The 12,477-nt window shown below is 36.2% G+C and carries 10 protein-coding genes; all 10 read right to left on the bottom strand.

Features of this window, described 5'->3' with window-relative positions; translation table 11 throughout:
• Window positions 1-14: 14 nt before the first annotated feature.
• On the bottom strand, window positions 15-743 hold the full coding sequence (gene hepC, locus ACIR131C_RS0103910; protein ID WP_028089138.1) for a heterocyst development glycosyltransferase HepC: 729 nt from the start codon (window positions 741-743) through the stop codon (window positions 15-17).
• A gap of 661 nt (window positions 744-1,404) precedes the next feature.
• Window positions 1,405-3,633: a GumC family protein gene (locus ACIR131C_RS0103915; protein WP_028089139.1), complete on the bottom strand. Its 2,229-nt coding sequence runs from the start codon at window positions 3,631-3,633 to the stop codon at window positions 1,405-1,407.
• 54 nt (window positions 3,634-3,687) lie between these two features.
• Window positions 3,688-4,779, bottom strand: coding sequence for a glycosyltransferase (locus tag ACIR131C_RS0103920; protein ID WP_028089140.1), 1,092 nt, complete (start codon window positions 4,777-4,779; stop codon window positions 3,688-3,690).
• A 533-nt stretch (window positions 4,780-5,312) separates the two neighbouring features.
• Window positions 5,313-6,626 (bottom strand): NAD(P)H-dependent oxidoreductase, encoded by a 1,314-nt coding sequence (locus ACIR131C_RS0103930; RefSeq protein WP_028089141.1) that lies wholly within the window; start codon window positions 6,624-6,626, stop codon window positions 5,313-5,315.
• A 2-nt stretch (window positions 6,627-6,628) separates the two neighbouring features.
• A complete protein-coding gene (gene rfbC, locus ACIR131C_RS0103935) occupies window positions 6,629-7,174 on the bottom strand; it encodes a dTDP-4-dehydrorhamnose 3,5-epimerase (RefSeq protein ID WP_028089142.1) in 546 nt (181 codons plus the stop codon).
• Between the two features lie 53 nt (window positions 7,175-7,227).
• Entirely contained in the window at window positions 7,228-8,076 is an 849-nt protein-coding gene (locus ACIR131C_RS0103940) for a phytanoyl-CoA dioxygenase family protein (protein ID WP_028089143.1), read from the bottom strand.
• A 27-nt stretch (window positions 8,077-8,103) separates the two neighbouring features.
• Window positions 8,104-9,117: a glycosyltransferase family 2 protein gene (locus tag ACIR131C_RS0103945; RefSeq protein ID WP_028089144.1), complete on the bottom strand. Its 1,014-nt coding sequence runs from the start codon at window positions 9,115-9,117 to the stop codon at window positions 8,104-8,106.
• A gap of 124 nt (window positions 9,118-9,241) precedes the next feature.
• Window positions 9,242-10,279 carry an NAD-dependent epimerase/dehydratase family protein gene (locus ACIR131C_RS0103950; protein ID WP_028089145.1) on the bottom strand — a complete coding sequence of 346 codons (1,038 nt, stop codon included), beginning with the start codon at window positions 10,277-10,279 and terminating at the stop codon, window positions 9,242-9,244.
• A 111-nt stretch (window positions 10,280-10,390) separates the two neighbouring features.
• Window positions 10,391-11,602 (bottom strand): L-2-hydroxyglutarate oxidase, encoded by a 1,212-nt coding sequence (gene lhgO, locus ACIR131C_RS0103955; protein WP_028089146.1) that lies wholly within the window; start codon window positions 11,600-11,602, stop codon window positions 10,391-10,393.
• Between the two features lie 44 nt (window positions 11,603-11,646).
• Window positions 11,647-12,420, bottom strand: a complete 774-nt coding sequence (gene rfbF / locus ACIR131C_RS0103960; protein ID WP_028089147.1) for a glucose-1-phosphate cytidylyltransferase — start codon at window positions 12,418-12,420, stop codon at window positions 11,647-11,649.
• Between the last annotated feature and the right edge of the window lie 57 nt (window positions 12,421-12,477).

Consider the following 12,477-nt stretch of genomic DNA (forward strand, 5'->3'; position numbering starts at 1 on the left):
TAGACCTTTAGATTTTAGCGTTTATCTGCCATATATTGATAAAGTTTAGGAGTTGATTTAACTTTTTTCTGTTTTTCTGAACTTAATTTTACGGCATCTTCTAAAGATAAAGAACGATTGTTAATTAAGCAATATTTTCCCTGTAATACATTCAATAAATTAGAGAAAATATCCAGGAGATATTTAGATAAATTCGACAGAAAATTTGTGGTATCATATTTGAATTTTGAGCAAAATTTAATCGCCTGAAAAAGGTTACCATTTGCACCAACATACCATTCATAATTAAGCAGAATACTGGCGGAATATATTTTCATAACTATCAATCCTGCTATCAGAAATGGCATCATAAATAGGAGTAAAAACAACGCCAAATTCCAATCAATTATTCTTGATAAAAATCTGAGAAATTCATTACTTTTTTTGGGCAATTTCTGATAACTAGGAATACTCATAAATATGGGCTTATTAGCTTTTTGACAAGCATCTGCCCAAAGTCTTAATAAAGAATCACCGATTTTTGGATCTATGCTTACCAAGGTAACTGGAGAATGTTTTAAGCACTCTATTAAAGATTGTTGATTCTCTAGTGAAGCTAAATAGGGATGTGGTAATTTTCCAGAACTTTTGACTAATAACTGTCCTCTGCGCCATTTTAATGTGCAAGATAGGGAGCTAATATTTTCCGAATGCTGAGGTATAATAGAGTTATTATTTAGATTAGAAATAACTGAGGTTGGCATAATATTGTCAGTGATAAAATAGTAAAAGATTGAGTGTATCTCCAGTGACAGAAAATTAGGCTGAGTATTTTTCTATCGTTTTATTGACCATAAGAACAGACATTAAGGATGTGAAGTGAATTTAACTTTTATTACTAGATAAGTTATCCTAATAATATCTGTATATGTCAATATCAATAGCGAAAATTAACTAAAATAGCTATGAATTAACGCCACTTCGTATTTCCTTTAGGTTTGAGGATTTTAATATGTCTTTTGATCTCTACAATATAAGACCTTGGATTAATAGATCATGGATAAACAACTTCTTTATTCACTCTTTAAATAGACATTACTTTTATTAGCAAAATATTAAGCTAAGATAAATGAATTAATGGTCACTAAATAAAATTAACCAAAATTTAGTTTTCATAAAACATATTATTATTAACTACAGCAAAGTTGAGTGAGGTATACTTTTAGCGAGCAAGATGCCCGCACCACAGGATTTTTATCATTAATTGTACCGCATCATATAAAAATCATCACAGACCCGACTTCTTAGAGAAGTCGAGAATATTGTTGTTGAGAAATTATTCAATGCCAAAACCCCCATGACTACCTATTGCAGTCCGGGGGTTTTTGTAAAATTCAAAAGTGAACGGTGATCAAATATTGTACCTTATTCTTCCATTGCTGCTTGCAAAACGAATTGTTTTGGCTTCACATAAGGAACATAGGTGCTATCAGATGAAGATACACCATTAGCTACAACTCCAATTAAATTTAACTTACTCAACATCGCTGTAGCTTGATTAAGTTGGGTGCGTGTCACTTTACCAATACTTGCCATGATGATCACACTTCGACAAGATGATGCTGTGAGCATAGCATCCACTAAACCAAGAACGGAAGGGGCATCTATGAGTACCAAATCATAATTTTCTTCAAATGCAGCCATCAATTGCTTCATGCGAGGAGAACTCAAAAGATGGGCAGGATCAGTCGGTATTGGTCCAGCGGTTAAAATGTCAATGTAAGATGAGCCAGAGTAAGGAACACTGATGTGATTAGGTAGGTTAACTTCACTTTCTAATAAAGTTGAAAGTCCCTGTTCATTGGGAAGATTTAGTTGTTTGTGGAGATTAGGATCGCGGAGGTTAGCATCAATTAGCAAGACCTTTTTATGCAGACGAGCCGCACTCATAGCTAGACCTAATGCCAAAGCCGACTTACCATCATCTGGTAATGCTGATGTCACCATTAAGGATCTCAAATCAGAGACATTATTGAGTAGTTCAATATTTTTGTAAATGAGATCAAGTGATTCCCAGCGGGGAGGAGATTGTAGTACCTGAATTGTCCAAGGAGCAAGAACTTCTGGTTTGCCAAATGGCAATTTGATCATTGATTCTCTGGGTTTAGCAGGTGGCAATTTAGCAGTTGTTCCTAATAAGGGCAGAGAAACCTGTTTTTCTAATTCAGCCGTAGTATGGACAGAATCATCAGATGCTTCACGAATAAAGGCAGCAATACCTCCTAACATTAAACCAATTACTGCTCCTAATAATATGTTTTGTCTGATGTTAGGACCAGTTTGAAATCCTTCTTGCGGTTCTTCTACTACTTCCCAATTAAATCCACCTTTAGAAAGTTCTTGACGTAATTTTTGTTCAGATCTTAATAATTGCTCCAATCTTTCTCTGCTAAATTGTAATTGGGGAAGTATGCGATTGTAATAAGCTAATAAAGAAGGAAAACGCTTCAGATCCCTTTGTAATTCTTTCTCTTTTGCTGCTAAAGTTTGGTCGCGGGCTGTTAATGCAACTATGGTAGTTTGGGTTTCTACTAATTGACCTGTGAGATTAAGATCGATTTCTCCAAGTTGTCCTTGTTGTAAAAGATTGTCTCCAGAACTAAGGACTGGATTAGAAGTTTGTCCTAAAGTTCTGCTAACTTCTTTTTGCAAAAGTTGTTTTTGACTTTGCAGTTGTTCTTGTAACTTTTGAACACTGGGAGTATCATCAGTGAAGCGTAAGCGTTCCTGTGCTAAAGCTAGTTCTGTTTTTTGGATTTCATTGAGTAAACCTTGGTAGCGGGTAGACTGACTTAAACGAGAAGAAACTAGAGCATTTTGTGGAGAACGGTTTAGTTGTGCTTGCAAAGATTTTTGTTTTGCTAAAGCTTCTTCATACTGAGAACGAGTCGTTTGTCGTTCCTGTTGCACAGTATTTAAAGTGGTCTCTATGGTTTTGGCCTGAGTTTCTGGATCAATTAAATTCTGATTTCTGCGAAATCTTTGTAAATTTGCTTCAGAAACAGTTACTTCATCAGTAGCTTTTCTTAATTGATCTTTAATGACTTGTAGACCTTTTTGTAAGCGTGAATTTTGCTGTTGTTTGTTATATTCTAAATAAACTTGCTGAATAGTATTCAGAACTTTTTTAGTTTTCTCTGGATCGTTATCGCTATAATCAACTTGAAAGATTTTAGTGGCAATATTATCATCTTTGGTCTTGATTTGATTTAAGACTAAAGAGTTTTTTAAATCCATTACTGTTAAGTCTGGATATTCAGATTTGAGTTTATTAACTGCTTTTTGAATCAGTCCAGAACTCTGCATTAAGTTCAGTTGAGTAGCGGTATCTATCTCGATGTTAGTATCGGTAAACTGACTTTCGCTGTTATCAGTTTCTTTCTTCCCTTGATAGTTAGGTTCTACTAACAATTGCATGGTGCTTTTGAAACTGGGTTCTGTTTTTAAGGCCATGATACCAGCGATAGCTGTAGAACTCAAAAATACTAATAATATCCAGGGAAATCGTCGCCACAGTACAGCAAAGATTTGTCCGTAACCTGGATCGGTTTCTGAGGCTGAATTTATATTTGGATTTAGACTACTTTGAACCACTTTTATTATCCTTATCTACGATACACGACCCAAACACCTAAACAATCAAATGAATTAACAATAGACACCACTGGCTTGATCAATAATTCGCTCAACTTTACCAAAAAATGACTGTTCTGAAAACTTGCTAACAGCATGATGACGAATGTTTTGATAATCCCAAGATATTCCACCAGCTTCTATTAATGCTGCTTGTAAAGAACATGGCGTTTGTCTTTGAAAAAATACACCTGTTTTCCCTGGTATTTGAGTATCTAATACTCCACCTGCTCCATAGGCAATTACTGGTGTACCACTAGCATTTGCCTCGACTGGAACTAATCCATAATCTTCTAAAGCTGCAACAATAATTGATTTGGCTTTAGAAAATAAGTTTTTACGTTCTCTATCACTAACATGACCGAGAAATTGAATGTTAGGTAATGCCTGAGCTTTTAATTTTTCTTGTTCTGGTCCATCACCTGATATTAATAAATTCCAGCCTAGCCAATTAAAAGCTTCGACTATTATATCAAGACGTTTATAACTTATCATCCGCGCCGAGGCTAGGTAATATTCCTCTTTAGTATCGGAAAAAACAAAGTTATTGGTATTAATTGGATAATTAACAACAGTAGCTTGTTTGTGATAAATTTTTTCAATTCGCTGGGCAACAATACTAGAGTTAGCAATGTAAAGATCGGGTTCTTGAGCATATTTCAGGTCTAGATTTCTGATGACTTGAAATACTTTTTCAATCAGAGGAGCAAAGTGGCGATAGTCTCCGTATTCCCGTAAATAAGTTTCTGTATCCCATAAGAAACGGGTAACATTATGACAAAAACAAATATGTCTGGCTTGAGGTTTTTTCCGTACTGCTTTGGCAAAACTTGTACTGCTGCTAATAATCAAGTCATAGTCTTGTAGATCCAAAGACCGAAATGCTGGAAAATATAGGGGAGCTAACATCCGAAAATATTTGGTTGCACCAGGAATTTTCTGCAAAAATGTGGTATTGATAATTCTTTCCTCTAGATCAATACTCTTCTGTGCATCATATAATGAGGTGAAAATGTCGGCTTCGGGATAGCGTTTGCACAATAATTCAAATACGCGTTCTGCTCCACCGCGCTGAGTTAAGTAATCATGGACGAGGGCAATTTTCATAACAGTTTACCTATAATTTTGTCATGGGTGATGGGTAATTGGTAATTGGTAATTACTATTCTCTATTAATTGATTGTTATACCAATCTATTGATAGATTTTTTGGGCAATATCCCTGGTTGTATCATCCGTTGATTATCAATTAATTGATCTTCTTTCATAGGAATATGAATCATAAAACACCTCACTAATTTATGAAAATAATCCCGGACAAAATACATCTTTCTATATCCAAATTATTGAGTTAAATATTTTTTCTTCTCTCCGCTTCCTCTCTGATGGAAGTAGTTAGTTAAAAAAATAATTTTAGACTCAACAGAAGCCTCTGGAATTATATATGTAAATTCAGAGGTCTAATGAGAATATCAGGAAACCTCTGAATTATTTTGATAGTGATTTGTAAGAATTCAGGTGAGGTGATAAGATCCCCGACTTCAACGGAGCAATTTATCATTTATGGATACAATAAATCCCAGAAGTCCGGGATCTGATATGAACGATTGCTATAGCTGAATACTTACAGTGATTTTAAAACTATTTCATCAGTGCTAAAGTTTTTGCTGGAGCAAAATAAACTGATTGTTCAGCCCGTAATTGATCGCAAAGTCTACCTTCAGGTAATTCTACATCATCGTAAGTGAGAACCTGATCTTTAGGAATATCACGCTTCAAGCGACATCCTTCCGCAATACCCATTGGTAGTAAGTTTTGTTGTTGAACAATGGGGGAATTTTCACATTGTCCATAGGTCATGTAATAACCAATACCATCAAGGGTTTCTCCGGCTTGGAGGTCAATTTTGGCCGTGGTGACAACATCAACCACCGGACCTGCGATTGGTGTCAGTACAGCATCATGGAAGAGGACAGCACGGGCTACTGATAGGGGAACTTCAAAATGGCACAGGTGATAGGGGGTGTAGAAACTGTAGAGAGGTCCTTCACCTAGTTTATACAGGTTGAGATAATGACGTTGTTTGGGGTCTTCATGGGTAGCAAAAACAAATACTCCCGGACCTGGTTTAGTACCAACGACGTAATCAACTATACCGCCTAATTCTTGCAGTTGGTCAATATCGTACATTTTGGTCATTTCATCAACGTGACCCGTGTAGTCATATCCCAACATCCCCCGCTGGGCTACTTGCATCCCTGTACCATTGGCTACAATCGCTTGCTCAAAGGAGATTTTTGTCCCATCAGCAAAACTTGTCACCATGGCCGGATTTTGACCCCAGCGCTGGGCGAAACCGGCTTGGGTGGTGGGGTTGCGGTAGGGGTCTTGTAAACCCTTAATATTGCCACAGAGAAGGGGCTTTAAACCGATGCTTTTAACAAAGCGGTAAAGATTCATCTCCACCCCCGGTTGGTCGCCGTCACAGGCGCTCAGGATGACTCCAGCCCGGTCTGCGTGAACTTTGAGAATGGGTCCAATTGTGCCATCAAGTTCCGCATTCATCAAAATGATATGTTTATGATGAGCGATCGCAGACATGACCAAATGAGCGGCGTATTCAATTGTCCCGGTAACTTCAATGATTGCATCTATACCATCTGCTTCACATAAGAGCATAGCATCTTCGGTGATGGCATATTCATTTTCAGCGATCGCATCTTCCAAATCAGCTAAATTGGCAACAATTTTGATATTTTCAATTCCTGCTTCTAAATAAGCTCGTTTGGCTGTATCAATGTGACGATTAGAAATAGCCACCAACTCCATTCCTGGCACAGAATTGATAATTTGATTAGCAATGCCTCGACCCATAAAACCAGCGCCAATTATGGCCACTTTTACTGGTTTACCTAATGCAGCCCGTGCTTGTAAAGCCTTATCAATAATAATCATAATTAAACTCCTATCAAAATAGATTCTAGTAAAGGCCAATTCCGATCTTTATCAGACATTTCTGTAGCATTCAACGGCCAAGAAATTCCTAAAATTGGGTCATCATAACGTAATCCTCTTTCATATCCAGGAGTGTAAAATTCACCCACTTGATATACAACTTCTGCACCATCTGTTAAAGCTTGATAACCATGAGCAAACATTTCTGGTACATAAAGAGCGCGGCGATTTTCGGCAGTTAACTCTACACCAATATGCGATAAATAAGTTGGAGATTCAGGACGCATATCAACAATTACATCATAAATAGCTCCTTGTGTGCAGCGAATTAATTTTGTTTCCGCTGCGGGGAGAGTTTGATAGTGCATTCCTCGCAATGTACCTTTTTTATGATTAAAAGAAAGGTTACATTGGGCAACTGTGGGTTTTAAACCATGAGCGATAAATTCATCAGCGCAGAAAGTCCGAGCAAAAAAACCGCGAGAATCAGGCTTTTCTTCTAAATCAATAATGAAAGCACCAGCGAGTTTAGTGGATGTAAAAATCATGGCTGTTTAGAACGTTTTTCTGAAGGATAACAGATTTATTTTTGATTTTAGCTTTATACCTTTAATCCTAATTGGAATCCCACTTGAGGATTTATTTTGGTAAAAGTATCATCATGATATTGTGTACAAAGTTCAGGTCGTTTAGGAGAGTTAGCAGTGTATGTGAAAAATAAGGTTGAACGCTCTTTAGTTCTCACAGTCCCGTGATGTAAAATATTTCTTACATCTGCAAAAATCACAGTTCCAGCTTTACCAGGACATGATCTCCAAGCTGATTTAGGAATAACTTTCATCATTTGATCATCGTTAATTCCTAAAAAATTAACACGCCATAATTCATAATCAATGCGGTAATTCTTGAATTGTTCTAGAGGATTTTTTGGGAGTGGAATATATTCAAATGGTCCATGTTCTTCAGTGACATCATTGAGATAGATAATGACTTTAATCATGCGTCTATCTTCAGAATCTTTATGCCATAGTAGAGTTTCCAATTGTTTTTCATTAGGAAAGTCTTTCCGCACATGAACACCATGAAAAGCGATAGGTAAACCTATATAATGCTCAATGATATTTTGTAGTCGGGTTTCAATTCCCCAATTAAAAAATTCTGGTAAATCTGTAACGGTATAAATTTGGGGTAATTTATATCCTCCATGAATATCTCTAGGATTTAGCATCTTATCAGTACAAATATTAGCAATAGCTAACATTTTAGAAGTAGATGAAAAACCTAAATCCTCCAAAGATGTGATGTAAACACCTGACTTTTTGAGGGTATCAACAATCAATTTATCTGTTGAATTAATGGCAGGTAAATTTTTAGCATGATGCCAAAGTGACATTCGATAATTTAACTCAGAACTTAAAGTTGAGATTTTTTCTGGAATTTTTTGAAGCATGGTATACTTACCAATTAACACTAATCTTTATCCCTTATGGCTTCTGACTTCTAAAGTCTTTGTTGTCTCCAGTTCGGCTTCCGCTACTTTAAATTCTCTCATTGGTATTAATTCCAATGCAGCCACACTAGCTAAAGCCAAAAAAGGAACTACTGTCTTAATAGCTGATACAGGCCATCTTCTCATCGCTCCTAAAAAGACTTTCAAATCTACTTCATGGTAGTTTTGTAAAAGCATCCGACAACAATATGCTTTAGAATAACCAATTTCTTGAAGTTTTAAAATAACTTCAGGTATATGTTGGTATTGCATTAAAAGTGCAGACTTTGGTTCTTTTTGCCAATAACTAACACCCACAATACATTCTAAATAGATATCTTTAGTCACAATGACTTTGCCATTAGCAGCACAATAACCGGCTAAATATGCTAGAGATATCCAATTATTACTAGCAGTTGGCCAAATTTCTAGAGCGCGTTTAATTAAATCAGTCCGATATACTGTAGCAGTTAGAAAAATTACTGCTCCTACACTTTTACTAAAACAATGTTCAAATATTGCTTTACCATCACCTTTACCATCTTCTGTATCGGCATCAAACCAGCGATTACCAACTATTTTTGGTGGATGTACTGCTTCACCAGTGATTTGATTTCGACCGGAAAAATTCAAAAACAATAATGATAAATTATCAATATTTTTAATTTTCTCCATCACATAAGTAACTGCTCTTTCCTGAATTGGATCATCATCACCAATTGTCCAAACATATTTTGTTGTGGCAGCACTTAGGCAATAAAAAATATTTCGCATTACGCCTATGTTTTCATGATTTCTATTTGATTTAAATGTGATGTTTTTGAGGATACTCTGCCATTTACTAATAATAGATTGAGTATGATCCGTAGAACAATTATCAGAAACTAAAATTTCACACTCTGTTTCAAATCCTTTGATAGCCTGAGATAACCAAGTTAATTGTTTATCTAACAATGCAGCACGATTGTATGTAGGAATGGCAATGGTAAGTAATTTTTGCATGATATGATAATCTGGAAATGAAAAGGAAATGTAGGTTGGGTTGACGCAAGGAAACCCAACAAAATCATTAACCATGTTGGGTTTTGCTGTCGCGCAAACCAACCTCCAATATTTTCGGAATACGTTAATAATTTTCCTGTTGATTCCAGAAAAAATCCCGATCAATTTGTTCTGTGCGAATCAGATATTCTAATTGCTTTAATCTGGTAAAACCTCTAAATAAAAAGGTATCTTCTGTCATGTCAATTCTTTTGAACAAATTAAATAGTTGTTTAGCCCCAAGTTGAGCATTCCAATCACATTTAAATCCTGGTAAAATACTGTTAATTTTCTCAAAAGAAACTCGATAGCTGCGATTATCTGCACCATTATTCCCAAAAGATAATTGACAACCAGGAAAAACTTCAGCCACGATTTCTGCTATTTCTTTAACTCGATAATTATTTGCAGTATCACCAACATTGAAAATTTGATTGTGAATAATATCTCTAGGTGCTTCTAAGGCACAAACAATGGCTTTACAAATATCTAAAGCGTGAACTAATGGCCGCCAAGGTGTACCATCACTGGTCATTTTAATTTCTTTTGTAGTCCAAGCTAACCCGGCTAAATTATTTAAAACTATATCAAATCGCATTCTAGGGGAAGCGCCAAAAGCTGTCGCATTCCGCATGAAAGTAGGTGAAAAATCATCATCAGCTAATGGTTTAATATCTCTTTCTACTAATGTTTTACATTCGGCGTAAGCTGTTTGGGGATTAACAGGTGATTCCTCTGTAATATCGCCTTCACTAGCTACACCATAAACACTACAGGAGGACATATAAACAAAGCGACGAACACCAACTGATTTGGCTAAATTAGCTAGACGAACTGAACCTAAATGATTAATATCGTAAGTTATATTTGGTGATAATTGTCCAGTAGGATCGTTAGATAATTCCGCCATGTGAACAATAGCTTCTACTCCTTCTAAATCTTCGGGATTAATATCACGAATATCTTTATTTAGGGTTTTAGCTGTTAAGTTAGTTCCGTTATATAGCCAACCAACTTTATAAAATCCAGTATCAACTCCAATCACTTCATGTCCTTTTTGCATGAGTAAAGAAGGTAATAAAGAACCAAGATAACCTTCTGTGCCAGTGACTAATATTTTCATGATTTTTAAAACTTTTGATGTGTGAAATTAACTTGTTTCTTGAGGAGTCGCTAGAGAAGAAAATTTCCAGAATAATTAACCGCAGATGAACACAGATAAGAGATGATTTGGTTACGCTACTAAACTGTGTAAATGTGTTGGTTCTGGTATTTGCTTAACTATAGCTTTACCAATTTCTAAGGAAGAAGTTGCAGCGGGTGAAGGTGCATTACAAATATGAATGGAATTGTCACCATTAATGATTAAAAAGTCATCAACTAATGCACCGTTATTCATTAATGCTTGAGCGCGAACTCCCGCATGGGTGGGAATTATATCTGCTGCTTGCACTTCGGGAATTAGTTTTTGTAAACTTTTGACAAAAGCGGCTTTACTAAAGGAACGAATTATTTCTTGAATCCCTTCGTCAGCGTGTTTTGCTGCTAGTTTCCAAAAGCCAGGATAGGTGATAACTTCGGCAAAATCTCGAAGGTCAAAATCGCTTTTTTTATAACCTTCACGTTTGAGACTTAAAACTGCATTTGGTCCTGCATGAACACTGTTATCAATCATGCGGGTGAAATGCACGCCAAGAAAGGGAAAATCAGGGTTAGGAACTGGATAAATGAGAGTTTTCACCAAGTAGCGTTTTTCGGGGGTTAGTTCGTAATATTCACCGCGAAAGGGAACGATCTTAGCTTCAGGATTAACCTTACCTAATTTTGCCATGCGATCGCTATGCAATCCGGCACAATTGATTACAAATCGAGTTTCAAAACTGCCATTGTTAGTTTCTAATATCTGGTTTTTTCCCCTGCGGACAATTTTTAAAACTTGGGTATTGAGACGTAAATCTCCCCCTTGATTACGAATTAATTCCGCATATTTTAAACAAACTTGCTTGTAATTAACAATCCCTGTACTAAATACCCGAATCCCACCAACACAGCTAACATGAGGTTCAATTTCTTTAACTTCTTCTGGGCTAATTCTTTTAACAGGAATACCGTTTTCTAAACCGCGTTTGTAGAGATTTTCTAACCGGGGTAATTCTTCTTCATTACTAGCCACAATCACCTTACCACAAACTTCATGATCAATGCCATGTTTCTGACAAAATTCCACCATAGAACGGCTACCATCACGGGAGAATTTAGCTTTAAAGCTTCCGGGTTTATAATAAATTCCCGAATGAATTACACCGCTATTATTACCAGTTTGATGAAATGCCCATTGATTCTCTTTTTCTACTACTAATATTTTCTCATGGGGATAACGCTCTCCTAAAGCCATTGCGGTGGAAAGTCCAACTATTCCCCCACCAATAATCGCAAAATCATACATTAGTAATCTTTCCCTAATCCAATATCTAAAATCTCAAATTACTATTACCAAACTTGCCAAGGAGCTTTACCACTTTTCCAGAGATCCTCCAGATAATTTCTATCTCTTAATGTGTCCATTGGTTGCCAAAAACCATCATGTTTATAAGCAGATAATTGTTCTAAATCAGCTAATTTCTCTAATGGTTCTTTCTCCCACACGGTTGAAGTATCAGCAATAAAATCAATTACTTGGGGTTCTAGAACAAAATAACCCCCATTAATCCAAGCACCATCACCTTCAGGTTTCTCTTTAAAACTAGTTATTTTAGTTTGTTCTTGTCCTAGAGCAATTGCTCCAAATCTTCCCGCTGGTTGCACCGCGCTGAGTGTTGCTAATGTTTTTTGTTCTTGATGAAATTTAATTAATTCTGTAATATTGATATTACTAACACCATCACCATAGGTAAAACAAAAGGTTTCATTACCAATATGTTCACGAACTTGTTTTAAACGTCCACCTGTCATTGTATTATCACCTGTATTTACTAAGGTGACGCGCCAGGGTTCAGCATATCCAGAATGGACATTCATTTGATTAAATCGCATATCAAATGTCACGTCTGACATATGTAAGAAATAGTTGGCAAAATATTCTTTAATAATATACCCTTTATAGCCACAACAAATGATGAAATCGTTAATACCGTGAGCAGAATAAATCTTCATGATGTGCCAGAGAATTGGCTTACCACCAACTTCCACCATGGGTTTAGGTCTGATACTGGTTTCTTCACTTAACCTTGTACCCAAGCCTCCCGCCAAAATCACTGCTTTCATATAATTGCCTCAAAGATTTGCTGGTGTTTTCTAATTTCACAAATTTGAGATGAAGAG

The sequence above is a fragment of the Dolichospermum circinale AWQC131C genome (genome assembly GCF_000426905.1).
In the GTDB taxonomy this organism is placed as follows: Bacteria; Cyanobacteriota; Cyanobacteriia; order Cyanobacteriales; family Nostocaceae; genus Dolichospermum; species Dolichospermum circinale.